The 25120-nt window shown below is 68.0% G+C and carries 27 protein-coding genes; 11 read left to right on the forward strand and 16 right to left on the reverse strand.

What is annotated here, in order from left to right; translation table 11 throughout:
* Positions 1-78: 78 nt before the first annotated feature.
* The 8 genes from BJ972_RS12385 (at position 79) to BJ972_RS12420 (ending at position 9305) form a co-directional block, all read left to right on the forward strand.
* Positions 79-1395 (forward strand): ABC transporter substrate-binding protein, encoded by a 1317-nt coding sequence (locus BJ972_RS12385; protein ID WP_129172163.1) that lies wholly within the window; start codon positions 79-81, stop codon positions 1393-1395.
* A 34-nt stretch (positions 1396-1429) separates the two neighbouring features.
* Positions 1430-2440 (forward strand): carbohydrate ABC transporter permease, encoded by a 1011-nt coding sequence (locus BJ972_RS12390; protein WP_129172162.1) that lies wholly within the window; start codon positions 1430-1432, stop codon positions 2438-2440.
* Complete coding sequence (locus BJ972_RS12395; RefSeq protein ID WP_179419950.1) at positions 2437-3285, forward strand: carbohydrate ABC transporter permease; 849 nt, start codon at positions 2437-2439, stop codon at positions 3283-3285. Before BJ972_RS12390 ends, BJ972_RS12395 begins: the two co-directional genes overlap by 4 nt.
* Positions 3282-5741, forward strand: coding sequence for a glycoside hydrolase family 2 protein (locus BJ972_RS12400; protein ID WP_129172161.1), 2460 nt, complete (start codon positions 3282-3284; stop codon positions 5739-5741). The genes BJ972_RS12395 and BJ972_RS12400 overlap by 4 nt, the downstream gene beginning before the upstream one ends.
* Entirely contained in the window at positions 5738-6703 is a 966-nt protein-coding gene (locus BJ972_RS12405) for a glycoside hydrolase family 113 (protein ID WP_422386675.1), read from the forward strand. The genes BJ972_RS12400 and BJ972_RS12405 overlap by 4 nt, the downstream gene beginning before the upstream one ends.
* A gap of 9 nt (positions 6704-6712) precedes the next feature.
* Positions 6713-7744 carry a LacI family DNA-binding transcriptional regulator gene (locus tag BJ972_RS12410; RefSeq protein ID WP_241830670.1) on the forward strand — a complete coding sequence of 344 codons (1032 nt, stop codon included), beginning with the start codon at positions 6713-6715 and terminating at the stop codon, positions 7742-7744.
* Between the two features lie 191 nt (positions 7745-7935).
* The gene (locus BJ972_RS12415; protein ID WP_129172160.1) at positions 7936-8268 is read left to right on the forward strand and encodes a PadR family transcriptional regulator; all 333 of its coding nucleotides are present in this window, start codon (positions 7936-7938) and stop codon (positions 8266-8268) included.
* The gene (locus BJ972_RS12420; protein WP_129172159.1) at positions 8265-9305 is read left to right on the forward strand and encodes a permease prefix domain 1-containing protein; all 1041 of its coding nucleotides are present in this window, start codon (positions 8265-8267) and stop codon (positions 9303-9305) included. The genes BJ972_RS12415 and BJ972_RS12420 overlap by 4 nt, the downstream gene beginning before the upstream one ends.
* On the opposite strand, the gene BJ972_RS12425 is transcribed toward BJ972_RS12420, so the two are convergent.
* The 5 genes from BJ972_RS12425 to BJ972_RS12445 form a co-directional block, all read right to left on the reverse strand.
* Positions 9281-9910, reverse strand: coding sequence for a phosphatase PAP2 family protein (locus tag BJ972_RS12425; RefSeq protein WP_129172158.1), 630 nt, complete (start codon positions 9908-9910; stop codon positions 9281-9283). The two genes, BJ972_RS12420 and BJ972_RS12425, sit on opposite strands and share 25 nt — an antisense overlap.
* A 78-nt stretch (positions 9911-9988) precedes the next feature.
* A complete protein-coding gene (locus BJ972_RS12430) occupies positions 9989-10402 on the reverse strand; it encodes an arsenate reductase ArsC (protein ID WP_129172157.1) in 414 nt (137 codons plus the stop codon).
* Positions 10403-10480: 78 nt separating this feature from the next.
* Positions 10481-11038: a GNAT family N-acetyltransferase gene (locus BJ972_RS12435; protein ID WP_129172156.1), complete on the reverse strand. Its 558-nt coding sequence runs from the start codon at positions 11036-11038 to the stop codon at positions 10481-10483.
* 81 nt (positions 11039-11119) lie between these two features.
* Entirely contained in the window at positions 11120-12148 is a 1029-nt protein-coding gene (locus BJ972_RS12440; RefSeq protein WP_129172155.1) for a hemolysin family protein, read from the reverse strand.
* Positions 12145-13554 (reverse strand): hemolysin family protein, encoded by a 1410-nt coding sequence (locus BJ972_RS12445; RefSeq protein WP_129172154.1) that lies wholly within the window; start codon positions 13552-13554, stop codon positions 12145-12147. Before BJ972_RS12445 ends, BJ972_RS12440 begins: the two co-directional genes overlap by 4 nt.
* Positions 13555-13977: 423 nt before the next feature.
* Here BJ972_RS12445 and BJ972_RS12450 point away from each other — a divergent pair, with 423 nt between their 5' ends.
* Positions 13978-14376, forward strand: coding sequence for a hypothetical protein (locus BJ972_RS12450; protein ID WP_129172153.1), 399 nt, complete (start codon positions 13978-13980; stop codon positions 14374-14376).
* A gap of 111 nt (positions 14377-14487) precedes the next feature.
* On the opposite strand, the gene BJ972_RS12455 is transcribed toward BJ972_RS12450, so the two are convergent.
* Together BJ972_RS12455 and BJ972_RS12460 are read right to left on the reverse strand one after the other, a co-directional pair.
* Positions 14488-14910, reverse strand: a complete 423-nt coding sequence (locus BJ972_RS12455) for an organic hydroperoxide resistance protein (protein ID WP_129172152.1) — start codon at positions 14908-14910, stop codon at positions 14488-14490.
* Positions 14907-15371, reverse strand: coding sequence for a MarR family winged helix-turn-helix transcriptional regulator (locus BJ972_RS12460; protein ID WP_241830669.1), 465 nt, complete (start codon positions 15369-15371; stop codon positions 14907-14909). The genes BJ972_RS12455 and BJ972_RS12460 overlap by 4 nt, the downstream gene beginning before the upstream one ends.
* Before the next feature lie 117 nt (positions 15372-15488).
* Between BJ972_RS12460 and BJ972_RS12465 the strand changes: the two genes are divergently transcribed.
* Complete coding sequence (locus BJ972_RS12465) at positions 15489-16703, forward strand: SURF1 family cytochrome oxidase biogenesis protein (RefSeq protein WP_129172151.1); 1215 nt, start codon at positions 15489-15491, stop codon at positions 16701-16703.
* 64 nt (positions 16704-16767) lie between these two features.
* On the opposite strand, the gene BJ972_RS12470 is transcribed toward BJ972_RS12465, so the two are convergent.
* Positions 16768-16971, reverse strand: a complete 204-nt coding sequence (locus tag BJ972_RS12470; RefSeq protein ID WP_129172150.1) for a hypothetical protein — start codon at positions 16969-16971, stop codon at positions 16768-16770.
* Positions 16972-17181: 210 nt separating this feature from the next.
* On the opposite strand from BJ972_RS12470, the gene cyoE reads away from it, so the two are divergent.
* Positions 17182-18120, forward strand: a complete 939-nt coding sequence (gene cyoE, locus BJ972_RS12475; protein WP_164989845.1) for a heme o synthase — start codon at positions 17182-17184, stop codon at positions 18118-18120.
* A 19-nt stretch (positions 18121-18139) separates the two neighbouring features.
* Here the strand turns inward: cyoE and BJ972_RS12480 are convergent, their stop codons facing one another.
* The 8 genes from BJ972_RS12480 to BJ972_RS12515 all read right to left on the reverse strand — a co-directional run bounded on the left by BJ972_RS12480 (position 18140) and on the right by BJ972_RS12515 (position 24923).
* Complete coding sequence (locus BJ972_RS12480; RefSeq protein WP_129172148.1) at positions 18140-18655, reverse strand: hypothetical protein; 516 nt, start codon at positions 18653-18655, stop codon at positions 18140-18142.
* Positions 18656-18824: 169 nt separating this feature from the next.
* Positions 18825-19349, reverse strand: a complete 525-nt coding sequence (locus tag BJ972_RS12485; RefSeq protein ID WP_129172147.1) for a DUF6611 family protein — start codon at positions 19347-19349, stop codon at positions 18825-18827.
* Complete coding sequence (locus BJ972_RS12490) at positions 19346-19675, reverse strand: cation:proton antiporter (protein WP_129172146.1); 330 nt, start codon at positions 19673-19675, stop codon at positions 19346-19348. Before BJ972_RS12490 ends, BJ972_RS12485 begins: the two co-directional genes overlap by 4 nt.
* On the reverse strand, positions 19672-19929 hold the full coding sequence (locus tag BJ972_RS12495; RefSeq protein ID WP_129172145.1) for an MrpF/PhaF family protein: 258 nt from the start codon (positions 19927-19929) through the stop codon (positions 19672-19674). Before BJ972_RS12495 ends, BJ972_RS12490 begins: the two co-directional genes overlap by 4 nt.
* The gene (locus tag BJ972_RS12500) at positions 19926-20309 is read right to left on the reverse strand and encodes a Na+/H+ antiporter subunit E (protein WP_129172144.1); all 384 of its coding nucleotides are present in this window, start codon (positions 20307-20309) and stop codon (positions 19926-19928) included. The genes BJ972_RS12495 and BJ972_RS12500 overlap by 4 nt, the downstream gene beginning before the upstream one ends.
* Positions 20306-21829, reverse strand: coding sequence for a monovalent cation/H+ antiporter subunit D family protein (locus tag BJ972_RS12505; protein WP_129172143.1), 1524 nt, complete (start codon positions 21827-21829; stop codon positions 20306-20308). The genes BJ972_RS12500 and BJ972_RS12505 overlap by 4 nt, the downstream gene beginning before the upstream one ends.
* Positions 21826-22173 (reverse strand): cation:proton antiporter subunit C, encoded by a 348-nt coding sequence (locus BJ972_RS12510; protein ID WP_129172142.1) that lies wholly within the window; start codon positions 22171-22173, stop codon positions 21826-21828. The genes BJ972_RS12505 and BJ972_RS12510 overlap by 4 nt, the downstream gene beginning before the upstream one ends.
* Positions 22170-24923, reverse strand: coding sequence for a DUF4040 family protein (locus tag BJ972_RS12515; RefSeq protein ID WP_129172141.1), 2754 nt, complete (start codon positions 24921-24923; stop codon positions 22170-22172). The genes BJ972_RS12510 and BJ972_RS12515 overlap by 4 nt, the downstream gene beginning before the upstream one ends.
* Positions 24924-25120 lie beyond the last annotated feature (197 nt).

The following is a 25120-nucleotide window of genomic DNA, read 5'->3' on the forward strand; positions in this document are numbered from 1 at the left end:
ACCGTCATCACACCACCCCCGGTGTCGCGGGCAGAGGAGTCCGTCGAGTTCAAGGGTGAACGACACAAGGAGAATCACATGGCATCACGCAACGCAGTGGTCGCGGTGAGCCTCGCGGCAGTCTCGGCCCTTCTTCTCGCGGGCTGCGCCGGAGGCGACACGGGCAGTGACGAAGGCATCGACGGTGACGTGAAGGGCGAGGTCACCTTCGTGACCTGGCGCACCGATCTCATCACCGACGGAACGTTCGACGAGTACGCCGCCGAGTTCACGAAGAAGTACCCCGAGGCATCCGTGAAGTTCCAGGGCATCACCGACTACGAGGGCGAGCTCAAGACCCGCCTCAGCACCACCAACTACGGCGACGTGCTCGGCGTGCCGAACTCCGTCCAGCCCGACCAGCTCGCCGACTTCTTCGAGCCGCTCGGCGAGACCGCCGACCTCGAATCCGACTACCGCTTCCTCGCCCCGCGCAGCTTCGAGGGCACCCAGTACGGCCTCGCCCTCGGCGGCAACGCCAACGGCCTCGTCTACAACAAGAAGGTCTTCGCCGACGCGGGCATCACCGAGCTGCCCACCTCGCACGACGAGTTCATCGACGCGCTCAAGCAGGTCGACGAGAAGACCGACGCGATCCCGCTGTACACGAACTACAAGGACGGCTGGCCGCTCAGCCAGTGGACGGGCAACCTCGGCGCGATCAGCGGCGACCCCGACGCGGTCAACAAGATGGCGACGGATGACGCTCCCTGGACGGAGGGCACCGACATCGAGGCCATCGACGCGCTCGTGTACGACGCCGTGAGCGAGGGCCTCACCGAGCCCGACCCGCTGACGACCAACTGGGAGCAGTCGAAGGTCGACTTCGCGACGGGCAAGATCGGCGTCATGGCGCTCGGCTCGTGGGCGATCTCGCAGTTCCAGGGAGCGGCGACGGATGCCGGCACCTCGCCCGACGACGTCGGCTACATGGCATTCCCCGCCACGGCGCCCGATGGCAAGCAGTACGCGGTCATCGGCGGCGACTACTCGCTCGGCATCAACGTGCACTCGAAGGTCAAGGCCGCCGCGAAGGCGTGGATCGACTACCTCATCGAGGACTCGGGCTTCACCGACACGCAGGGCATGGTCTCGTCGCTCGCCTCGAGCGAGCTGCCGACGAACCTCGCCGGGCTGAGTGACGCGGGCGTCGAGCTCATCGAGCTCAACCCCGCCGAGGCCGGCAAGGAGTCGCTCGTCAACAACATCGCCGACACCGCGCAGATCGACATCTGGGGCAACATCTACCGCCAGAAGCTCGTCGACATCGCTCGCGGTGCCGCCGACGGCGACGAGGCCTCGTACTTCGACCAGCTGAACACCCAGTGGGCTGACGCCATCGCGTCGGTCGGCTGACTGAGCGACCGGGCACTGCCCTAAGGAGACACTGATGTCGATCTCGACAGCGGGGCCGCAGCCGACAGGCGTGCCCGGTCCGCTCACCACCGTGCCGGAGGCGCCCGCCGCCTCCGGCGGGGGACGGCGACGCTCGAAGCGCCGCGCCCCGCTGCCCGCCGGCGGCCCCGCCGGCCAGAGGTTCTCGCAGAAGTTGACGCCGTACCTCTTCATCGTCGTGGCCGTCGCGCTGCTGCTGCTCCTGACCTACCTGCCCGCGGCGAACATGCTGTGGTACTCGGTCACCGACTGGGACGGCCTCGACAAGGACAAGAACTTCATCGGGCTCGGCAACTACATCGAGGTCTTCACGAACCCGCGCATCTTCTCGGTGTTCGGGGTGAGCCTCTACTACTTCGCCGCGTCGTTCATGCAGATGGCGATCGCGCTCTACTTCGCCGCCCTGCTGAGCTTCTCGACGCGGTTCTCGAACCTCTTCCGCGGCATCCTGTTCTTCCCCTACCTGATCAACGGCGTCGCGATCGGCTTCGTGTTCCTCTACCTCTTCCAGCCGGGCGGAACTCTCGACTCGCTGCTGTCCTTCTTCAACCTCGAGTCGCTCCAGCGGCAGTGGCTCGGCGACCCGACCGTCGCGAACTTCTCGCTCGCGGGCACCTCGGTCTGGCGCTACACGGGCCTCAACTTCGTGCTCTTCCTCGGGGCGATCCAGTCGATCCCGAAGGAGCTCTACGAAGCCGCCGACATCGACGGTGCGAACCGCTGGCAGCAGTTCTGGAGCATCATCTTCCCCGGCATCCGTCGCATCATCGGTCTCTCGTTCATCCTCGCCATCGCCGGCAGCCTCTCGGTGTTCGAGATCCCGTTTATCATGACGGGCGGTGCGAACGGAACGAGCACCTTCGTCATCCAGACGCTGCAGACCGCATTCAACTTCCGGCAGGTCGGACTCGCCTCGGCGATGGCCGTCGTACTGCTCGCGATCGTGCTCATCGTGACGTGGGTGCAACGCAAGGTATTCCCCGACGAGAAGGTCGACCTGACATGACCACCATCTCCCCCGCGCGTGCCCGCGCCGCCGGCAACGTCTCGGCCACGGCGAAGTACACATCGCTCATCATCGGCTGCGTCGCGACGCTGCTGCCGCTCGCCGTCGTGTTCTTCGCGAGCTTCAAGACGAGCGCCGAGTTCGGTTCGACGGGCCCGTTCGTCGCCCCCGAGAACTGGTTCAACCTCGAGAACTACATCACCGCGTTCGAGAAGGGGGGCATGGTCGAGGGCTTCCTCAACACGACGATCGTACTCGTCATCTCGCTCACCGGAACGATCGCGATCGGCACGATGGCGGCCTACGCCCTCGACCGGTTCACGTTCCGCGGCAAGACCCTCGTCGTCGGGCTGTTCCTCGTCGCGACCCTCATCCCCGGCGTCACGAGCCAGGTCGCGACGTTCCAGATCATCAACGGCCTCGGACTCTACGACTCGATGTGGGCGCTCATCCTGCTCTTCATGGGCACCGACATCATCTCGATCTACATCTTCATCCAGTTCATGCAGTCGATCCCGATCTCGCTCGACGAGGCCGCGATGATCGACGGCGCGAACCGGTGGTCGATCTACTGGCGCATCGTGTTGCCGCTCCTGAAGCCCGCGATCGCCACGGTCGTGATCATCAAGGGCATCGCGATCTACAACGAGTTCTACCTCCCGTTCCTCTATTCACCGTCCAACCCGCTGATCTCGACGTCGTTGTTCGCGTTCAAGGGTCCGTACGGCGCGCACTGGGAGACCATCGCCGCCGGAACGATCCTCGTCATCGTGCCCACCCTCGTCGCCTTCCTCCTGCTGCAGCGATTCATCTACAGCGGACTGACCACTGGAGCCGTCAAGTGACCTCTCTCTCCTCCCGCGCACTCACCGACGGCTGGAGCGTGCGCGCTCTCTCGGACGCCCCGATCGGCGCGGGGCCCGTCGCGGCCGTCGTGCCCGGGTGCGTGCACCTCGACCTGATGCGGGTCGGCGCGATCCCCGACCCCTACCTCGACGACAACGAGTCGGCGCTCGCGTGGATCGGGCTCGTCGACTGGGAGTACCGTACGACCCTCGTGGTGGATGCCGGTGAGCTCGCCGCGGCCGAGCGCCACGACCTCGTGTTCGAGGGCCTCGACACCGTCGCGACCGTGTCGCTCAACGGCGAGGTCGTCGCCGAGACCGCCAACCAGCACCGCGGCTATCGCATCGACGTCTCCTCGCGCCTCGTCGCGGGCGACAACGACCTCGTCGTGAGCTTCGCGAGCCCCGTGAAGTACGCCAACGAGCAGAGCGTCGCCCTCGGTGTGCGGCAGCGCCCGTACCCCTTCCCCTACGAGGCGATGCGGAAGTCGGCGTCGAGCTTCGGATGGGACTGGGGCATCAAGACCACGACGAGCGGCATCTGGCGCCCGGTCGCCCTCGAGAGCTGGTCGACCGCGCGGCTCGCCGAGACGCGCGTCGTCGCGTCGGTCACCGAGGGCGGCGGCGGGTCGGTGGATGTCGTCGTCGACCTCGAACGCGCGGCCGAGACGCCTCTCACCGTGCGCGTCGACGTCGCGGGCCGGTCGTCGAGCGTCGATGTCGCCGCGGGCGCGAGTTCGGGGCACGTCTCGGTCGAGGTGCCCGACGCCGAACTGTGGTGGCCCGCCGGCTATGGCGAGCAGCCCCTGTATGACGTGACCGTCTCGCTCGAGTCATCCGGTGCCGTGCTCGACTCGGTCGAGCGCCGCGTCGGCTTCCGCACCATCACGTGGGACACGCGGCCCGACGCCGAGGGCACCCCCTTCACGCTGCACGTCAACGGCGTGCCCGTCTTCGTCAAGGGCGCCAACTGGATTCCCGACGACGCGTTCCCCGTACGCGTCGACCGCGCCCGATACGCGCGCCGGCTCGACCAGGCGCTCGACGCGAACCTCAACCTCATCCGGGTCTGGGGCGGCGGCATCTACGAGAGCGACGACTTCTTCGAACTGTGCGACGAGAAGGGGCTGCTCACGTGGCAGGACTTCCTGTTCGCGTGCGCGGCGTACGCCGAGGAGGAGCCGCTGCGCGGAGAGATCGAGGCCGAGGCGCGCGAGAACATCGTGCGTCTCGCGCACCACGCGTCGCTCGTGCTGCTCACGGGCAACAACGAGAACCTCTGGGGCTACGAGGACTGGGGCTGGAAGCTGCGCCTCGACGGCAAGACGTGGGGCGCGTACTACTACTACGAGCTGTTCCCCGCCCTCATCGAGGAGCTCGCGCCGCACGTGCCGTATGCGCCGGGCAGCCCGTTCAGCCCCGGGGGCGAGCACCCGAACGACGAGCACCACGGCACGATGCACATCTGGGATCTCTGGAACGACAAGGACTACCCGCACTACCGCGACTATCGGCCGCGCTTCGTCGCCGAGTTCGGCTGGCAGGGGCCGCCCGCGTGGTCGACGCTCACGCGGTCGATCAGCGACGACCCGCTGACCCCCGAATCGCCCGGCATGATCGTGCACCAGAAGGCGATGGAGGGCAACAAGAAGCTCACGAACGGCCTCATCCCGCACTACCGGATGCCCGAGGAGATGGAGTCGTGGCACTGGGCGATGCAGCTCAACCAGGCGAACGCCATCACGGTCGCGCTCGAGCACTTCCGCTCGCACTCGCCGCACACGATGGGGGCGATCGTCTGGCAGTTGAACGACTGCTGGCCGGTCACGTCGTGGGCCGCCGTCGACGGCGACGAACGGCCGAAGCCGCTGCTCTACGCGATGCGCAACGCCTTCGCGCCGCGGCTCGTGACGATCCAGCCGCGGGGGGCCGCGCTCGCCGCAGTGCTCGTCAACGACTCGCCCGAGCCGTGGTCGGGTGAGCTCACCGTCACGCGTCGCGCATTCGACGGCGTCGCGATCGCGTCGCAGAGCGTCTCGATCGACCTCGCGGCGCGCGGCACGCTCGAGGTGCCCGTCGACGCGGGAGTGGGGGCGGCGGATGACGCGGGCGGCGAGCTGCTCGTCGCCGATCTCACCGGTGTGCGCGGCACGTGGTTCTTCACCGAGCCGCGTGACAGCGCCCTACCCGCCGCGGAGTTCGACCTCGACGTCGCCGACGCAGGGGACGGGGTCGACGTGACGGTGACCGCACGATCGCTCGTCCGCGACCTGACGTTCCTCGTCGACAAGCTCGCCCCCGAGGCGGTCGCGACCGAGGCGCTGCTGTTCCTGCTTCCGGGCGAGAGCCGCACGGTGCACGTCTCGGGACTGTCGGGGGTGGATGCCGCGGCGCTCGCGCGTATCGCGCGCACGGCGAACGAGCTCGTCTCGGTGCGCGAGCCGGTGACGACGTGACGCTCATCGACCTGCTCGGCGAACCCGTGTGCGGCATGACGTGGGGCTGGGTCGGCACGCGCGGGACGTGGGCGACGCCCGAGGCTCAAGCCTCGATGGAAGCCATGGCCGATCACGCGGTGACGTGGACGGCGATCGCGTATGCGGCCGAGCAAGCGACGGCGTTCTCGACCGACATCCCCTTCGATCAGTCGCCCACGGTGACCGACGACGAGATCGTCGGGGCGATCCGCTCGGCGAAGGCGCTCGGCATGAAGGTCGTGCTGAAGCCCGTCGTCAACTGCGCCGACGGCACCTGGCGCGCGCACATCGGCTTCTTCGACTGGGATGTGCCGAACGAGCCGAGCTGGTCGGACTGGTTCGCCTCCTACACGGCGTTCATCCTGCACGCCGCCGCGCTCGCCGAGGCCGAGGGCTGCGAGATGCTCTGCATCGGCTGCGAGATGGTGCGCGCCGACGGGCAGGAGGCGCACTGGCGACGGCTCATCGAGCGCGTGCGCGAGGTCTATTCGGGCCTCGTCACGTACAACTGCGACAAGTACCAGGAGGACCACGTCACGTGGTGGGACGCCGTCGACGTCATCTCGTCGAGCGGCTACTACCCGATCGACACGTGGCAGCAGCACCTCGACCGCATCGAGAAGGTCGTGGTCGCCTCGGGCAAGCCGTTCTTCTTCATGGAGGCCGGCTGCCCGTCGCGCACCGGCTCGGCCGACCTGCCGAACGACTGGGCACTGCCGGGCGAGCCCTCGGGCGCCGAGCAGTTGCGGTACTACGAGGTCATGCTCGACGCGTGCCGCGAACGCCCGTGGGTCGGCGGTCTCATGCTGTGGGACTGGCCGGCCGATCTCTACGCGCTCGAGGATGCCGCGGGCAACGACGACTACTGCCCGTACGGCAAGCCCGCGGGCGAGTACCTGCGTTCCGCGTATGCGGACTGGCGCGCATCGGTGCGGGAATAGAGTTTGGGTGTGAGCCCCACGCCCCGCAGCCGCATCACGATCAGTGACATCGCTCTGCACGCCGGGGTCTCGATCGGTGCCGTGTCGTTCGCGCTCAACGGGCGGAAGGGCGTCTCGGACGAGACCCGCGCGCGAGTGCTGAGCGTCGCCGACGAGCTCGGCTGGGCACCCGCGGCATCCGCCCGGTCGCTCGCCGAATCGAAGACGCAGACGTTCGGGCTCGTGCTCGCGCGCGACCCGCGAACGCTCGGAGTCGAGTCGTTCTACATGCAGTTCCTCGCGGGTCTCGAGTTCGGGCTCTCGAGTCGGTCGTACGGTCTGCTGCTGCAGGTCGTGCCGACCCCGGCGGACGAACTCGCGACGCTCACGAAATGGCGGCGGGCCTCGCGCGTCGACGGCATCGTGCTCGTCGACCTCGTCGTCGGCGACCCGCGCATCGAGTTCGCGTCGCGCGAAGGAGCGTTGCCGACGGTCGTCGTCGGCGACCCGAGCATCGCCGACGGGCTCATGACGGTGTGGACCGACGACGCGAGCTCGGTGCGCGCGGCGGTCAGCCACCTCGCCGAGCTCGGGCACCGTCGCATCGGCCGCATCTCGGGGCCCGGGTCGCTCGCGCACACGAAGATCCGCGACGATGCGTTCGTCGACGAGATGAACGCGCGGGGGCTCGAGACGGTCCTCGAGCGCACCGACTACACGCCGAAGGCGGGAGCGGATGCCACGCGCGCCGTGCTCTCGGGCCCCGACCGGCCGACGGCCCTCATCTACGACAACGACATCATGGCCGTCGCTGGCCTCACCGTCGCCCTCGAGCTCGGCCTGCGGGTGCCCGACGACCTGTCGATCATCGCGTGGGACGACTCGGTGCTCTGCGAGCACACGTTCCCTGCGCTCACCGCGCTCTCGCACGACGTCATCGGCTTCGGATCGCACGTCGCCCGGCGTCTCTTCGACCTCGTCGACGGCGAGCCGCCCGCGGCGCACCTCGACTCCACGCCTCAGCTCACGCGGCGCGCCTCGACGGGGCCCGCGCCGGCCTGAGTGCGGCGGCCGCTCGCGGCATCCCTGCCCTGCCCCTGCCCCTGTCTTCCTCCCCACGACGTCCGTGAGGGGGCAGCAGTTCGGCTTATCGGGCCGCCATTCGCCGAGTTACTGCCCCCTCACGCGGTAGTTTTGTCTGGCATAGTATGTCTGACGTAGTATTAGTTTGCGCGAGGAGAGGAAGGTCAATCGTGATCAGTGCAGACGCCATTCGCGGATACGTCGACCTCATGGTGCTCTCGCTCCTCCGTGAAGCGCCGTCCTACGCCTACGAGCTCGCCCAGCGCATCACGGCCATCAGCGGCGACGACTACGCGATCAAACAAACCACCCTGTACTCGGCCGTGAAGCGCCTCGAAGGCAGCGGGCTCGTCAGCTCCTTTGCCGGCGTGTCCGACTCGGGTAAGGCCCGCACCTACTACCGCATCGAGGACGCCGGCCGCGCCTACTTCGACCTCAAGGTCGAGGAATGGCGCAGCACGAAGTCCGTCGTCGATAGATTCATCGAAGGAGTCGCACCGTGAACGTCATCATCAGCTATCTCGACACCATGTTCAGCCCCTACCCGCAGACCCCGCGCCTGCTCGAGGCAAAGGTCGAACTGCAGGGGATGATGGAGGACGCCTACTCGGCGCTCATCGCAGCGGGTCGCTCTGAGAACGAGGCGGTCGGCCAGGTCATTCGCGATTTCGGCAATCTCGACGAAGTGGCTCCGCTACTCGGCATCAGTTCCGACATCGCGCCGGAGCCGGCCGCGGAAGGAGCATCGCCGAGTCCGGTCGCCGCATCCCCATTGCCGCCCGTGGTCACCCTCGACGATGCACGCGCCTACGCCGACGCGCTGCGTCGCGTCCGCTTCCGCTTCAGCATCGCGGTCGTGATGTTCGTGCTCTCGCCCGCCGTGCTGATCGTCCTGCCGATGGCCGCGAGCGCCGGTGCTGTGATGGTCGCCGACTCGGCCGCCGTCTTCGTCGGTCTCCTCGTGCTGTTCGTCTTCGTCGCGAGTGGCGTGATGCTCGTGCTCTCTGCGACGCGAGAGACCGCTCGATTCACCCGGATCACCGAGAACCGTTTCACCGCGGATCCCGACACCGTGCGATGGGCCGAGGCGCTCGCCGATTCGCAGGAACGCGTGCGCACGCGCGCACTGCAGGTCGCTATCGGTCTCTGGATCCTGGCCCCCGTGCCGCTCATCGCATTCGCCCTGTTCTCCGACGGCTCACCGCAGGCCGAGGTGCGGGTCGGTATCGGAGTCGTGCTCGTGCTCGTCTTCGTCGCGGGTGGTCTCGGAATCTTCCTGCCTCAGAACTGGGCGCGCACCGTTGCAGACGAGATCGGGAGCGGCGACAGCGCTGACGCGAGTGACGACGAGCGCAGCATCGTGAGCGTGATCGCCTCGATCTACTGGCCCCTCCTGACGGCCGTCTTCTTGGCGTGGAGCTTCATCGGAAACGCCTGGAGCATCTCGTGGATCGTTTGGCCCATCGGGGCGGTGCTGTTCGGGGCGGTCGCGGCGGGCGGCAGCGCGATCGAGAGCTATCGCCGGGCGCCGCGCTCGTAGCTCGAGCGGAACCGGGCAGCGAAGAACGCGAGTGCGATCGTCACACCGAAGCCCAGCAGGAGACCCGCCGCGACGTCGTGCACGTAGTGCACGCCCTGTGCCACCCGGCCGGCGGCGACCACGAGAGCGGTGATCGCGGCCGCCCAGACCAACCACGCCCGATCCGCGGCGACGGCGATGACGATCGCCGCACCTCCGGCCAGTACGGCGTGATTCGACGGGAACGACCAGTCACCGAGGGGAGGGCAGTCATCCGCGGACGCCCAGCGTGAGCACGGGCGCGCCTGACCGACGAGCAGCTTGGTCAGTTCGCTGAGTGCGTAGGCGACCGCGACGCCCGCCACCGCTCCGACGAGGGTGGTGCGCCGTGCCGGCTCGCGGAACCACGTGATCGCGATCGCCGCCACTGTGGTGATCGCGAGTGCGACGAGTGCGACCTCCGAGGCGACGGGGATGCCGGGAATCGCGAGACCTCCCGCCATGATCGTGCGCGTCGCGACGACGCTCAGGCTGCCGGGGAACGGCAGCAGCAGGACGAGGAGAGCGAGAGCGCCGAGAGCCAGCAGGGGTGCGGTCGCGGTGCGGTGCAGCGAAAGGCGGGGCATCCCTCGACGCTAGGTTCGCGGCTTCGGCCGCGTCGTCAGTCTCGAGGCGCATCCGCGTACCTCCCGCGGAGGATCTCCCTAGGGCTGCGACCCCGGCAGGATGTCGGCGAGCAACGCCTGCACGCGAGCCTTGATGTCGTCGCGGATAGGGCGCACCTCGTCGATCGACTTGCCTCGCGGGTCGACGAGGTCCCAGTCCTCGTAACGCTTGCCGGGGAAGATCGGGCAGACGTCGCCGCAGCCCATCGTGATGACGGCGTCGGAAGCCTGCACCTGTTCGGTCGTCATGAGCTGCGGCACGGCCTGCGAGATGTCGATGCCCTCTTCGGCCATCGCCTGGATCGCGATCGGATTGATCTCGGTTCCCGGCTCCGATCCGCCGGAGCGCACCTCGACGGCGCCGCCCGACAGAGCGCGCATGTACCCCGCGGCCATCTGCGAGCGGCCGGCGTTGTGAATGCATACGAAGAGGACGACGGGTTTCTGGCTCATGCGGAGAACGCTACCCCTGGTCGGTGAAGGGTCAGTAAACACGGCTATCCGCGCTGCAGAAGCGCATCTACTGACCCCTCACGGCTGCGCGCGACGCAGCATGGAGTGGACGGTCGGGCCGTCGGGTAGGCGCGTCACCTCAATCGTCGTGAAGCCGAGCCGTTCGTAGAAGGTGACGTTGCGATCGCTCGACGTCTCGAGGGCGACCGGCGCGGCACCGATCATGTCGAGTCCCGCCGCGATGATCCGCGTACCGAGTCCGAGACCGTGTCGCGATGGGTGGACACCGACGGTGGCCAAGCTCCACGCGGCGGGATCGGTCGGCGGCAGTGTGAGCGCCCCGAGCGCGTCGATGCGAGAGCCGTGAAGTCGGATGATCTCCGACTGGATGTCAGCGTCGGGGTCGGGCGCTCCGGGCGGCAAGAACGCCGCGACGGCGCTCACCGAGTCGTCGACGACGACGAGGCCAGTGCGCAGGGCGTGGCCGAGGTAGAGCTCCTGCAGGCGCTCGAGGCGGTCGGCGTAGTCTTCCGTCGGAATCGACCAGCGGGTCCACGGATATTCATCGAATGCGGCCGCGAGCACGGCCGCCGCCGGTGTCACGTCGTCGTCGTGAGCGCGACGAATGGTCGTCATGGTGTCTCTCCACGTGGGTGTGTGCGCAGGCCGAGTGACCAGCCTTCCAGGCTATTGCCTCGAGGCGAAGGGTGATGAGGCTCAGGCCGGAGCACCCACCGTGATCGGGTCGGCGGGGCCGGGCAGCACCTCGCCGAGCAGTTCGCTCAGCGACACGACGCCGACGAGCGCGTCATCCTCGACGACGGCCGCGAGGTGCATGCGTTCGTTCCGCATGCGCGTCAGGGTGTCGTAGACCGACGAGGCGGGCGAGACCATGAGGATGTCGCGGGCGATGTCGACCGCGGGTGTCGACGCATCGATGAGCAGAGTGTCGCGCACGTGCACGACCTGGCAGTCCGTGGAGGATCCGACGAGGATGCGCAGGTGACCCGACTCGGCCGCAGCGCTCTGCACATCGGCCGCCGTGGCGTCGGTCGGAACCGACGTCGGGACCTCGTCGCGATTCACGATGTCGCCGACGGTCAGGGTGCTGAGCTCGATCGCACTCGAGATCGGCGCCGAGAACTGCGGCTCGAGCACGCCCGCGGCACGGGAGTGCGCGACGAGCTCGCGGATCGTGTCGACGTCCTGTCCGCCGGCGGCAGCCTTCTCGACGGGCTCGACGCCGGATGCCGCGACGAGTCGGTTCGCGATGTGGTTGATCCACAACAGGAACGGGCGCAGCAGCCACGTGAATGCGCGCGCGGGGATAGCCACGGCCTTCGCCGCGACCTCGGGGTGCGCGATCGCCCACGATTTCGGGGCCATCTCGCCGATGACGAGGTGCAGGAACGTGACGACGATGAGCGCGATCATGAACGCGATGACGTCGGCGAGCACGTAGGGCAGGCCCCACTGCTCGAACACGGGCGACAGCGCGTAGTCGATCGCCGGCTTCGTGACCGCACCGAGCAGGAACGTGCACACCGTGATGCCGAGCTGCGCACCGGCGAGCATGATCGTGAGCTCGTTCATGCCGCGGAGCGCCGCGCGCGCAGACGCGCTGTTCTCGGCTTCTTCCTCCAGGCGGTGGCGCCGCGCCGCGAGCAGCGCGAACTCGACGATGACGAAGAAGGCGCTCGCGACGATCAGGGCCGTCGTGATGAGGGCAACCCACCAACCGTTCATCGGTTCACCTCGTCTCGTTCGATGTCGTGCGCGGGGTCGGCATCGTCATCCGTCTCGGGTTCGCTCGTGCAGAGGCGCACGATGAGCTGCGAGGGCACGTGCCGCTCGACCGTCTCGACGACGATCTCGAGCCAGCGCTCGATCTCGAGGCCCTGGATCGTCTCGGACGGCTTCGCGGGAAGGTCGGCGCGGATCGTCGTGCCCTCGGCGGGCAGGTCGCCGTGCAGGCTGATCACGAGCCCGGCGATCGTCTCGGCGTCGTCGAACGGCAGGTCGAAGCCGATAAGGCGCTCGACCTCGTCGAGGTGGATGTCGCCCGGGAGCGTCCACTGGTTATCGCCGACGCTCACGGCCTCGTGGATGTCGAGATCGTGCTCGTCGGAGATCTCGCCGATGACCTCTTCCGAGAGGTCTTCGAGGGTCAGGATGCCGTCGAAATTGCCGTACTCGTCGACGACGCACGCGAGCTCGTTGCGGGTGCGCTGCATGCGCGCGAGCGCTTCGGGCAGCGGCATCGACGTGGGGATGACGACGGCGTCGCGCATGATCGCCGAGACGGGTTCGTCGTCGGGGTGCGGGCCGCGCAGCAGGTCGATGAGCTCGACGACGCCCACGGGGGAGTCCTCGGGCCCGACGATCGGGTAGCGCGTGTGGGCCGAGGCCATGAGCGCGCGGACCTCGCCGATCGTCGTCTCGGGCGTGACCGAGTCGACGCGCGAACGCGGCACCATCGCGTGCTCGACGTCGCGCTGGGGGAAGTCGAGGATGCGGTCGATCATGAGCGAGAGCTCGTCGGGCAGGTCGCCGCTCGCGCGCGACTCTTCGACGATTGCCTCGAGGTCTCGGGCGGTCGCACTGGCATCCACGTCTTCGAGCGGCTCGATGCGGAGGAGTCGCAGCAGGGCGTTCGCCGCCTTGTCGAAGACCGTGATGAGCCAGCCGAAGGCGAGCAGGTAGAGGCGCGTCGGCAGGGCGAGCGCGCGCGCGAGCGGCTCGGGGCTCGCGATGGCGAGGTTCTTCGGGTACAGCTCGCCGAAGATCATCGTGACGATCGTCGCGAGGATGAGCGCGCCGGCCGTTCCGATGAAGACGCTCACGGCCGGGTCGAGCCCCGTGCCGCCGAGCAGCGTGCCGAGCGACTGACCGATGAGCGGCTCGGCGACGTAACCGATGAGGAGGCCCGTCACCGTGATGCCGAGCTGGGCGCCCGACAGCATGAACGACGTGCGCCTCGTGATGGCCTGGACGCGCTTCGCCTGCGCGTCGCCCTTCTCGGCTTGAGCCGCGATGCGCGATCGGTCGACCGACATGTAGGCGAACTCTTGCGCGACGAAGAATCCGCACGCGACGATGATGGCCAGCGTGAGCAGAATGCCCACGAGAAGAGTGAGCAATGCGGGTATCACGCCTGCGAGCCCCCTCGATCGGAGAACCCGCAGGTCTGTTTATGGTGGTCGGAGTCGGCGTCAGCGCTGAGAAGGATCACTCTCTCTTTGTACAGGGTCGCGATGAACGACGGATGCCTCGTGAGGATCTTTCACGGCTGATACTCATGCTTCCTGATGTTCGAGGCGTCGGGCGGGCCTTCAGCGCGACGCTCGCCCGGCGTCAGCGCTGAACTCGAACGAGTAGTCGTGGCCGTCGAGCGCGGCGAGTCGGCGGGTGCACCAGGGTTGGTGGGGTCGCGCGCTTGAATGAATGCGTCGACACGCGACACAGTCTGTGAAGAAGGGTGATCGCATGGTCGAGGTACCGCGGGTGCTGTTCGTCGTGATCGCCGCGTCACTCGCCGGTGTGCGCCGGCGGCTTCTTCCGAATCGGTGTCGTACGTGCAGAGCACTCAGTTGTGGCCCGAGTGTGGAGCGACGATCATCTACGAACCGGATGGCACCTCGGGTCTTCCGTCCGCGGAGGAGGCGTTGGCGCGTCGCCTCGACTGGTTGACAGGTGTCGTCGCGAACGAGAGTCGCGAGCCCGAGCGCCAGGATTCACCGAGCAGAGCGCCCGAACTCGAGATGACTGGAGCTGCGCTCGATGCTCTCGACGGCAGCGGAGCAGGAGAGGTCAGTCGACTCGACACGCATCGGGGAGAGACGGTCACGGTCGAAGCCGTCGGTGTCGACGGTGCCCGGATCGGCACCGTCGTGCTGCAGGAAGAGGGGTCGGGGTTCACGATCGACACGGTCGAGATCGCACCCGGGGTCAGCCCGTCGGATCCGGCCTGCTGATCATGCAGGACGCCCCACTGCACCCATCCACGCGGTGAGGGGTCAGTAGATACGGGAAAAGCAGCTGCTTACCCGGATCTACTGACCCCTGACGCCCCCAGTGGGACAGGGTTAGTCGTCGGAGACCGTGACGTTCACGACGATGTTGCCGCGCGTGGCGTTCGAGTACGGGCAGAGCTGGTGTGCGTCATCCGCCAGCTGCTGGGCCGTCTCGGGGTCGAGCTCGGGGATGACGACCTCGAGGTCGACCGAGAGCACGAAGCCGCCCTCGCCGTTCGGGCCGATGTGCACCTGGCTGCCGACCGACGTGTTCGCGATCGCGACCTTCTTCGCGCGGGCTGCGGCCTGAAGCGCCGAGTGGAAGCACGCGGCGTAGCCGGCTGCGAAGAGCTCTTCGGGGTTCGAGCCGGTGCCCGCTCCGCCGAGTTCCTTCGGGGGAGTCATGTCGAGGTCGACGCGGCCCGACGTCGTGGAGACGTGGCCGTCGCGGCCGCCGCCCGTGGAGAGTGCTTCGGCGGTGTAGAGGATGGTCATGAAACTGCCTTTCGTGTTGCGGTGAGTTCGGTCATGTTGGTCGTGATGCGCTGGAGGGTCGCGAGAAGCGCCCCGAGTTCGCCGGGCTCGATGCCGTACGCCGCAGCGAGGCAATCGACGGCGGCGATGACCTCGCGGCGGAGGGTTACCCCCTCGGGCGTCAGCGCGACGACGACGACGCGTTCGTTGCCGGGGCGCCGCTCGCGCGTGAGGTAGCCGCGGGATTCGAGTCGCTGCAGGAGCGGTGAGAGCGTGCCCGAGTCGAGGTGCATCATGGCGCCCAGCTCGCCCACGCTCGCCTCGCCCGACTGGTGCAAGGAGACGAGCACGAGGAACTGCGGGTAGGTGATGTCGTGCTCGGCGAGCACCGCGCGGTACGCCTGCGAGACCGAACGGGATGCCGCGTAGAGCGAGAAGCACAGCATGTCGTCGAGCGGGTTGTCGGCCATGATCACAAGCATTGCACGCAATCATATTGTGCACAACTGGCTAATGGAGACCCCGCGGTTCCCAGGCGAACTCGGTACCCTATGCAGGGAGTCGACTGGCGTGCGATTCATAGAGAGCGATAGAGGGCGATGACCGAAGGAACTGCGACTGGCGTCGCATCTCCGGGAGCAGACCTCGAGCCGAAACGGCGCGGGGAGCTCGTCACGCCGCTCGCGCAACAACCCCGACCGGCGGCCGTCTACGACACGGTCACCGAGGGGATGACGGGCTGGCGGTTCCTGCGCACCGGGCGCTGGATCGCCTACCTCGCCGCAGCGATCCTCTTCGCCGTGATCTGCATGTTCCTCGCGAACTGGCAGTTCAGCCGCGGCCAGCAGGTCTCGACCGACAACGCCATCGCCTCGGCCAACTTCGACGCGACTCCGGTGGCGATCGACGAAGCTCTGCCCGAGCTCGACTCCTACGACGCCACCGTGAACTGGCAGCGCGTCGAGGCGACGGGTGTGTATCGCTCTGGCGATGAACTCCTCGTTCGCAACCGGTTCCACGAAGGCAACAAGGGATTCGAGGTGATCACCCCGCTCGATCTGAGCGACGGCACCACACTCATCGTCAACCGTGGGTGGGTCGCCGCGTCGGCGGCGGACGACACGACACCCGAGGCGATTCCGGCCGCGCCCCGGGGTGAGGTCGACGTCGTCGTACGCCTGCGGCCGACGGAGGCTCCGCGGGGATCGGCGGTCTCCGCGGGCAGCACGGTCAGCTCCATCACCCTCTCGACGATCGGGGAGACCGTCGACGGCGAGCTCTACACGGGTGCCTACGGCCTCCTCGACACGCAGCAGCCGCCCGGCGACGCGGGGCTCACGCCCATCCAGACCGAGGCTCCCCGCGAAGACGCGGCGATGCACTACTCCTACGCGGTGCAGTGGCCGATCTTCGCCGTCATCGGGTTCGTGGCATTCGGTCTCGGCGCGCGTCGTGAGTACCGGCGTCTGAACATCGACGACCCGCGTGAGCAGGAGCGTGCGAACGAACGCGCACGCAAGGACGCGACGAAGCCCTTCACCGACGAGGAGCTCGAAGACGAGAGCCTCGACGGGTATCTCTCTCTCGCCCGGTGGGGCGGATCGCGAGGTCTGCCCGGCGCGGCAAGCCGGATCGCAGTGGGCGGCTCCACGCGCCCCGCCGATCGCGCGATCGGCGGCGAAGCAGGAACGGCGTCAGCGGCCCCCGCCGAGCCGATCGTCTACCGCATCCACTCGGTGGATGACGGTGGCGATGCGGCGGATGACGCGGGGCCGGCGGATGACGCTGAGCCGCGTCAGCTTGAGTCGCCGTAGGTTCATTCATCAACGACGAGAGCCCGCCGGATCACTCCGGCGGGCTCTCGTCGTGCGCGAGGGATCAGCGAGCGACCCACGTGTTGTACTGGTTCCACCAGTTCGTGTAGCTGCCGTCGGCGTTCTGCCAGACGGCGGTGCACTGGGTGCCGTCATCCACGATGACGACGTCGGCGGACGCCATGCTGGCGGCCCCGAGCGTGAGTCCGCCGGCGAGGCCGATGGCCGCTGCCGACTTGATTGCGAGTCCACGAATCGACACAGACATAGTCGTCTCCACTCTCTTTGCGCCGCGGGTCGGGCGCACCTGTTGGTGATTTCGAGAGTACGAAGAGCCCCGTTCGGGGGGTACCCGTATTTGCACGGGTATCCCGTGTACGTGGCGTGCGCGGGCGAGTCGATGGAGCGACATGCCGGCGGATACAATCGAAAGTGAGTGTTCTCATCACTCCATACATCCCGTCGCGAAAGCTGCCACTTGTCTTCCCTTGAGCCGTCTCCCCTCGACGGCACCGATGTCGCAATCGCCGTGCGCGCGCAGGGCGCCGGGCCGCTGAACAACGTGGCGCGCTACATCTCGCTCACGAAGCCGCGCGTTCTCGCGGGCAACGTGCTCACCACCATCGCGGGCTTCGCGCTCGCGAGCGCGGGTGTCTTCGATTTCGCCGCGCTCGGCTGGGTCACGCTCGGTACCACGCTCGTGATCGCCGCGGCGTGCGTCGTCAACAACATCCTCGACCGCGACATCGATCAGTCGATGGCGCGCACGAAGAAGCGCGTCTCGGTCACGGGGGCGATCTCCGCTCGGGCGGCGACGATCTTCGCCATCCTTCTCGGCGTCTCCGGCCTTCTCGTGCTCCTCTTCCTGTCGAGCCCGCTCGTCGCCGCGATCGGTGTCGCCGGGTTCCTCGTCTACGTCGTGCTCTACGGCATGTGGACGAAGCGCATGTCGGTGCACGGCACCCTCGTCGGCAGCATCTCGGGGGCGATCCCCGTGCTCGCGGGCTACGTCGCCGTGACGGGTGCGTTCGATGGGACGGCGCTCATCGCCTTCCTCATGATGTTCCTCTGGCAGGAGCCCGAGTTCTACTCGATCGCCATCTACCGCCGCGACGAGTACAAGGCCGCCGGCGTTCCCGTCATCTCGGTCTCGCGCGGCATCGAGCACACGAAGCGCCAGATCCTGCTCTACACCGTGCTCTTCGCCGCGAGCGCCCTCGCGCTGCCGCTCTTCGGCGGCGTCGGCATCACCTACACCGTCGTCATGGGCATCGTCAGCCTCGTCTGGATCGTCATCGCGATCCGCGGCCTCCGCGCGACGGATGACGCACAGTGGGCACGAGGCAACTTCCGTTACTCGCTGTGGGTCGTGCTCATCATGTGTGCGATGTTCGCCATCGGCCCCGTACTGCCGTAGGGCGAGGGCGACTCCTCAGCTACTCGGAGACGTCGATGCGCTGCGCCAGATCCGGCCGCGCGCCGGCGACATGGTCTCGAACCATCGTCAGCTCGTCGGCATCCGCGAGGATCACGAAGTATGCCCGGCCCTCGGTCGTGCGCAGGCCGATGCCGGGACCCCGACGATTCACGAACGCCAGGACGCCGCCCGGTGCGAGCCGAAGACCGACGCCGGCGAACTCCGCGGGCGAAGCACTCTCGCGGAACTCCACCGACGCGAGGTCGGCGTATCGAATGCGTCTCGTCAGGAACGGCCAGTATCTGAGCCTCAGCCCGTCGGCCTGACCGTCGACCCGGTGGCAGGCCCACGACAGGGGCCACATGCAGATCATCATGACGACGAAGACGAGAACCAGTAGCCACGGGTTGCCGTCAGGATCCGCGAACTCGCGGGGAATGAACACCGCCGCGAGCATCGGCGCGAGCAGCAGGATCGCGCGTACGCCGCCCGGCAAGTAGATCCGTCGCGTCGTCCAGGGCATCGTGCTGCTCACCGTCACCCCCTGCGGCGTCGACTCTTCAGAATGAGATGCGACATCTCAGGCCTGTTCCATGCGTGCCGTGCCGTCGCACGCTCGCACCAGTTCCAAGCCTAGTGAGGCGACCGAACGGTCCGTTGCTCCCGTACTGCCCGAGCGTGTGCGCGGAGCGCATGCCGCGCTCTTACTTCTCGAGGCGCTCGAACTCGATGTTCCACTGGGCCAGGTAGTCGCGGTCGCTCAGGCTGCCGTCATCCCGCCGCTCTTCTGCGTCATGTAGTCGCTCAATCGTGCGAGTGATCTCGTCGAAGCGAGCATCTGCCAGCGTCGGCGCGGCGGACACGCGTCGCCGCGCGTGCGCTGAGACGGCGTGTGAGCGCGCCGGCGCAGACGCTCGCCGCAGTGCGATCCCGGTCGCGATGAACAGTGCGAGCGGGCCGCCGCCGGCGATCGCGACTGACACGTCCGCCACGGCCACGACGACCGGCGCCGTCGCGACGGTGCCGGCCGCCGAGACGGGAGTCCACATGCGGGCGAGGTGGGCGCAGCGCCGCAACGCCCGAGACGTGCCGGGAGCGAAGATGTGCACGCCGATCGACTGCGTGCCGTATCGACCGGTGCGAGCGACCGCGTAGCCCCAGCGGTAGCGCCCATCCACCATCCACCGCGCCCACCGGCGCACGTGCGCGGTCGGATGGCGGCCCCTCACGTGCCGTCCTCGAGCTCGTCGTACCGGGCGCGGCGCATCGGCGCCCCGGTGAGTGAGGCGGAGCGCGCGATCGCAATGCTGCCGATGGCGGATGTCGCGAGCTGCAGCGCCACGATGAGCACGACCTTCACCGCGTCCAGGATGTTCGGCTGCAGAGCGAGCGCTCCGATCACGACGAACACCATGCCCAGGCCGCCCGCAGTGCCGACGGCCGAAATGCGCGTGTAGGCATCGGGGAACCGGAGTACGCCGAGGGCTGCCGATGCGAAGATGAGCGCGCCGACCACGATCAGTGCGTTTCCGATGATGTCGAAGGCGAAGGTCATCGCTTTCCTCTCGTGAGGACACGGGCGAGGGAGAGTGCGCTGAGGAAGCCGAGCAGGGCGGCGACGAGCACGAGATCGAAGGTCGCCGTCATCGCCGCGCGAACGCCGAAGAGGGCGACGAGGCCGACCATCCCGAAGAGCAGGAGGTCGCCCGCAATCGCGCGGTCGGCTTCACTCGGGCCCCTGAGGATCCGGTAGGACGCCGCGAGGCAGGAGATCGCAATGATGATGATGCCGATGTCGAGACCGATCATGTGCTGAGTCCCTTCCTGCGGAATGCGCGGAGCATCCGCGTCTCCATGTCGGCGAGGGCCGCTCGCAGATCATCGGCGTCAGCCGCATACATGCCGTGCACGATGAGCGCCCACGGTTCGGCATCGTCGCTGTCATCCTGCTCAGCGTCGACGCGAATCGTGCCCAGAGTGAGTGTTCCCGGGGTGAGCGTCACGAACGAGGCGAGCGCCGTGATCTCGGCGTCGGTGCGGCAGCGAGAACGGAAGCGCGCGATGCCGGGGGTGGAGTCCTGCCCTGCGGTGAGATTGTCGCGCAGGATGGCGACGTTAGAGATGACGATCTCCCGCGCGAACCAGAGTATGAAGGCCGCGAGCCGAAGCGGCCACGTCAACCAGGTCATGAGCCGATCACCGCCTCGGTATAGGCCGCGGTATCGATGAGCCCCGCGGCCGCGATGTCGGCGAGGCTCAGCAGCCCTTCCGCCCCGATGCCGAGCGCGAGGGTGAGCGCCGCGAGGATCACGGCCGGCGCGGCGAGTGCGATGCCGACGCGCGACCGCGGCGGGGCGGCGAGCGCGATCGATCCGCCGGAGGACGCCACGGAGGTGTTCTCGCCCGGCATCTCGCCCCAGAAGACGCCCGACCAGATCTTCAGCATCGAGAGGAGCGTGATGAGCGAGACGACGAGCATGACGACGACGAGCACGACCTGGCCGACCTCGAGGGCGGCCATGACGAGGGCGAGCTTCGCGACGAACCCCGAGAACGGCGGGAGCCCGGCCATCGAGAACGCGGCGACGAGGAACGCGCCCGCGATGACCGGCTCGCGCCGCGCCATCCCGCCGAGCCGTGAGAGTGCACCTGTGCCGTAGCGCACCTCGATGGCACCGGTGCTGAGGAACAGCGCCGCCTTCACGATCATGTGGTGGATCAGATAGAAGATGCCCGCGGCGAGGCCCGCGACGGTGAAGAGTGCGACGCCGATGAGGATGTAGCCGATCTGGCTCACCATGTGGAACGACAGGATCGACCGTGTCGTGGTCTCGCCGGCCGCCGCGAAGACCCCGACGACCATCGTGATGCTGAAGACGATGATCCCCACGAGGAGGAACCGGTCATCGCCGTCGAAGAGCTGCGCGTAGATGCGGTAGATCGCGTAGATCGCGACCTTCGTGTGCAGGCCGGAGAAGAGCGCCGTCACTGCGACGGAGGTCGACGGGTAGGTGCGGGCGAGCCACCCGTAGACCGGTACGACGGCGGCTTTGATCATGAGCGCGAAGAGGCAGATTCCCGCCGCGACGGCGACCTCTGTCGACTCGTGTGCGGCTCCCGAGAGTTCGGCGAGGTTGACCGTGCCCGTCGTTCCGTAGACGAAGGCGACGCCCGCGAGGAACACCGTCGACGTCAGCAGGTTCACCGTCACGTGGAGACGAGCCCCGCGCACCTGCTCGACCCCGCCGCCACCCGGCGGCGCGAGTACGAGCAGAGCGTAGGAGGGGAGGAGCATGACCTCGATGAAGACGAAGAGGTTGAAGAGATCGGCAGTCAGCAGGGCGCCGCTCACTCCCGCCATGAGCACGAGCACGAGAGGTGCGAAGAAGCGGTTCGCGGCCGCGCCCGCGGCGATCGCGAACATCGAGCACACCGTCGTCAGAAGGCCCGTCGCCGTCACCATGAGCGCCGTCAGCATGTCGGCGGCGAACGGGATCGCGATGCCTGCGGGCCAGAGGCCCACGCCGTGCGCGACCGGTCCGTCATCGAGCACCACGGCGACGAGCGCCGCGCCACCTCCGGTCGTCGCGAGCGAGGCAGCGAGGAGGAGACCGGATCGGATGCGAGGGCGGCCCCCGAGGGCGAGCAGCAGACTCGCGAGCAGGAGCGGACCGGCCACGAACAGCGGCAGGAGCGGGGCGGCGCTCATGCGGCGCCCTCCGTCTCGGCCGGTGAGTCGTCGGATGCCTCGTCGAGGGTGTCATCGTCGCGTCGCCCGGTGACCGCCAGCGCGAGGAGGAACATCGTGATCGAGAAGGCGATGACGATTGCGGTGAGTACGAAGGCTTGGGGCAGCGGGTCGGCGTAGCCGGTCGTGTCATCCTGCGTGCCGAACGGCGGCGTTCGATCCGACGTGCCGCCCGCCGCCATCAGGATGAGGTTCACGGCGTTGCCGAGCAGGATGAACCCGAGGATGACGCGCAGCAGTTCACGTCGCTGCAGCAGATAGACGGCGCCGCACACGAGGATTCCGGCTGAGATCGCGACGGTCATCGCGCGCTCCTCTCTGTCAGGGCGGGCACGGCGGGCGAGCGACGGTCGACGCCGAGCAGGTTGAGGGCGGCCAGCACGACGCCGACGACGGTGAGGTAGACGCCGACGTCGAAGACGAGCGCCGTCGTCAGCTTCACGCCGAGGACGTCGACATGCAGCGGCCGCAGGAAGGATCCGTCGCCGTAGCCCGCCAGCCCGGTCACGGTGGCGATCGCGATACCGAGGCCGATGAGGGCGAGGTACGGCCACCGGATGCGCGATTCGCGGTCACTCGGTGCCGCGAGGTAGAGCAGCGCGAAACCGGCGGCACCGACGAGGGCGGCGATGAACCCGCCGCCCGGCTCCTGGTGTCCGCGCAGCAGGAGAGTGAGCGAGAGCACGATGATGACCGGCACGGCCCATCGCGTCAGCGTGCGGGTGAAGACGGCGTTGGCGCGCGCGTCGGCGAGCGGTGACGTCGTCCGGTACGGCGAGTCGTCCTCGGCGAGCGACGTCACGCGTCGCGCCGAGAGGAGCACGGCCATCGCCACCCCGGCGATGCCGAGCACCGTGAGTTCCCCGAGGGTGTCGAGGGCACGGAAGTCGACGAGGATCGTGTTCACGATGTTCGCGCCGCCGGTTTCCTCCTCGGCGTTCCCGAGGAAGTAGCCCGCCGCCGACGAGAGCTCGCGCCGCCCGGTGAGGGCGAGCACAGCGGCGGTGGTCGCCACGCCCGCCGCGACCGCGACCGTCGCCGACAGTACCCGTCGCGACATCCGGTCGCGGTGGAACCGTCGAGGCAGGTGGCGCAGCACGAGGACCAGCACGCACACGGTGAGGATCTCGACGAGAAGCTGCGTCAGTGCGACATCCGCCGCGCCGAGCCAGAAGAACCACAGTGTCATCGCGAAGCCGATCATCCCCATGACGACGATCGCGGCGACGCGCGTGTGCGCCAGCACGGCCGCGATGGTTCCCGCCAGGATCAACGCGACAAGCACCCCATCGAGCGGTCGCGTCGGATCACCCACGATGGGCGGAAGATTGGTGAGGTGCGGCGCGCTCACCGCGGCGAGCACGAGGAGGCAGAGGATCGGAACGAGGAGGTGCCGACGAGGTGCATCGGTTGCCGTCATCCTGCCGGTCAGTGCGCCGAGACGGACGACGCCGAGCCGGATCGCATCGACGAGTGCGAGCGCGGAGAACGGGAAGCGCATGCGAGCGACCAGTGAGTCGGTGCGGCGGCGCAGCGCGACGAGTGCTGTACCGAGTGAGAGCACGATGACCGACACGATCAGTGCGGGGGTGACGCCGTGCCACAGCTCGAGGTGGGCGTCGACCGTCGCGCCGACGGCGCTCGTGCTCGCCGCGCCCACCAGTCCGTCGAGGAGGAACGGGAGTGCGCCGAGCATGAGGCCGCCGAGGGCGAGGGCTGCCGGCACCACCCAGAACGGGGCACTTCCCTCCGTGACGCTCGGGCCTGCACGGCCCCCGAATGCTCCGATCAGGAAGCGTCCCGAGTAGGCGAAGGTCAGTACCGTCGTCAGCGCGACGGCAGTCGCCACGAGAACCGTGAGTCCGACCGGGCCCGGTGCCTCGATGAGTGAGGCGAACATCCCCTCCTTGCTGACGAAGCCGAGCAGAGGGGGCACGCCGGCCATCGATAGGGCGCCGAGTACGGCAGCGGTCAGGGTGACGGGCAGGCGCACGCGACGGCCGGCGAGTTCGCGTATGTCGCGCGTGCCGGCCCGGATGTCGATGATGCCGACCACCATGAAGAGTGTCGCCTTGAAGAGTGCGTGCGCGATCGTGTGCACCACCGCAGCGGTGAGCGCTTCGGGCGTGCCGACACCGATGAGTACGGTGATGAGTCCGAGTTGACTGATCGTCGAGTAGGCGAGCAGTTCCTTGAGGTCGGTACGGCGGATCGCGGCTGCGGCCCCGAGTAGTGCTGTCGTCGCACCCGCCGCGATGAGCAGCGTCGACCACACCGCGTGATCGTGCAGTACGGGGGAGAACCGCAGCATCAGGTAGATACCGGCCTTCACCATCGCCGCAGCGTGCAGGTAGGCGCTCACCGGCGTGATCGCTGCCATCGAGTCGGGCAGCCATGCGTGGAAGGGGAACTGCGCCGACTTCGTGAACGCTGCGACCGCGAGCAGCACGGCGATCCCCGTCGTCGCCGCGGCGTCCGTCGTCCAGAACGGGGCGTCGAGGATGACGCTCAATCGCGTCGTTCCTGCGGCGACCGACATCGCGACGACCGCGGCGAGGAGGGCCAGCCCGCCGAGGGCGGTGACGAGGAGTGTGCGAATGGCCGGCTCTCGCGCAGCCGGGCCCGAGCGGGCGATGAGGAAGAACGAGCAGAGCGTCGTGAGTTCCCACGCGACGAAGAGCAGGATCACGTCGTCGGCGAGGACGAGAGTGAGCATCGCGAGGGCGAAGAGCGTCATCAGGACGTAGAACGACGTTTGCCGAGCCCGTGCGAGGTAGCGGGTCGAATAGAGGAGCACGCCCGCACCGATCACGGTGACGAGAAGCCCGAACACGAGCCCCAGGCCGTCGAGGCGGAGGGCGAGGTTCACTCCGAGCGACGGGATCCACGCCCACGACTCCTCGGTGGCGCTCGTCGAGGAGGCGACGACGAGCATCGCGGCGGCCGCGAGAAGCGGCGCGGCGAGCAGGAAACCGAGATCACGGCCGAGATATCGGCCAAGCGCAATGGCCGCGAGGCAGGCGCCCGCGACGAGTGCGATGCAGAGAAGCAGCATCAGTCCACTTTCGGATCGAATCGACGAGTGAGGGCGTCGAACCGATCGCGAGAACGCTCAGCTGCGCTACGCGCGAGAAGAGCTCGGACCGACGCCTATGCGTCGATCGTGCAGGGCGATGAGCCTGCCAGAATGGCGCCCCACGTCGAGACGTAGCCATTCGTGCCCGGGTGCGACGGAAGCCACCGAGTGGGCGT

This window comes from Agromyces atrinae (assembly GCF_013407835.1).
In the GTDB taxonomy this organism is placed as follows: Bacteria; Actinomycetota; Actinomycetes; order Actinomycetales; family Microbacteriaceae; genus Agromyces; species Agromyces atrinae.